The following is a 1,491-nucleotide window of genomic DNA, read 5'->3' as shown; positions in this document are numbered from 1 at the left end:
AACTGTGACCCGAATAATGGACAATTCTAAAAAAGGGACATTATTCGGGTTTTCTCATTTTAATGAAATAAAAACCCGTTTATAATTAAATTAACGATTATGGACGGAGGATATTTATGAATATAAAGGGTTTCACAGAAGAAGAAATAAAAGAATTAATGGAGAATCCTAATGTAACCAATGTAACCCCTAAAGGTATTACTTATTCACCTGAGTTTAAAGTAAAAGCAGTTCTTTCTTATATTGGGGGGAATTCTCCTGCGGAGATTTTTAGAGAGAATGGCTTTTCACATGATTTAGTTGGTGGAGGTATTCCTAGAAAGAGATTGTTTCAATGGCGGAAAATATATGAAGAAAAAGGCGAGCTTGGTTTACTTTTCAATAAAAGAGGATCTGGAAGAAAAAAATCCAATGATTCTCAAGAATTATCTGTTGAGGAAAAACTAAAGAGGGCGGAAGCTCGCATCAAGCTATTGGAAGCTGAAAATGATTTCTTAAAAAAGCTAGAGGAACTCGAAAGGCAGGCGATGAAGAAAAAACATCACTGACTCCATCTCAAAAATTTGAACTTATTAAACTTACTATAGAAAAAAACGATTTAAAGAGATTAGTAAGCTATTTATGTAAGATAGCCGGAGTTAGTAAAAGCGGATATTATGCTTGGTTAAAGGCGTTCGATAAACGAAAAGAACGTGAGGATAAGGATAAAGAGGATGTTCAATTAATACGTTTTATTTTTGAAAAACATCATCAAAAAGCTGGCGCTCTTCAGATTAAAATGTATTTAGAGAACGATTATGATGTTGTCATGAATCATAAGAAAATAAGAAGGTTAATGCGCAAATTTTATTTAATTACGCTAGTAAGAAGGGCAAGACCTTATAAAGATATAGCGAAAGCTACAAAGGAACATCGCACATTCCCTAACCTATTAGAACGCAAGTTTGACCAAAAGGAACCAGGTAAAGTTTTATTAACTGATATTACCTACCTGTATTACTCTAATGGGCAAAAAGCTTATTTATCCTGTGTTAAAGATGGAAGTACGAAAGAAATTGTTGCTTACCATGTATCTACTTCATTGAAAATGGAAATAGTTTATAGAACTTTAGACGAATTAAAGCGCAATATGGGGAACAAGATCCATCAGAAAGCAATTATCCATTCGGATCAAGGTGTACATTATACTAATCCGAAATTCCAAAATAAAGTTAAGAAATTAAAACTTACCCAATCAATGTCAAGGAGAGGTAACTGTTGGGATAATGCCCCAATGGAATCTTTTTTTGGCCATTTGAAGGATGAAGTGGACTATAAATCTTGTAAGACATTTGATGAATTAAAGCAAGTAATCAATAATTATATCGAAGATTATAATACCAAACGATATCAATGGGATTTAAATAAGATGACTCCGGTTCAGTACCGGAATCATCTGTTAGCTGCTTGAGTCCCTTTTTAAAACTGTCTAAAATTGGGGGCACAGTTCAC

At 33.4% G+C, this 1,491-nt stretch carries 1 protein-coding gene; it reads left to right on the top strand.

The features are described from left to right. Nucleotides 1-116: 116 nt before the first annotated feature. Nucleotides 117-1,450 (top strand): IS3 family transposase gene (locus tag BTHG_RS26025; protein WP_232284411.1). Its coding sequence is split into 2 segments (ribosomal slippage): nt 117-524 and nt 527-1,450, totalling 1,332 coding nucleotides; the frame shifts between segments, so codons are not numbered across the junction. The last annotated feature ends 41 nt before the right edge of the window (nt 1,451-1,491 follow it).

It is taken from the genome of Bacillus timonensis (assembly GCF_000285535.1).
In the GTDB taxonomy this organism is placed as follows: domain Bacteria; phylum Bacillota; class Bacilli; order Bacillales; family Bacillaceae_L; genus Ferdinandcohnia; species Ferdinandcohnia timonensis.
Note: the sequence above shows the minus strand (reverse complement) of the source record. Positions and strands in the feature narration are given on the sequence as shown.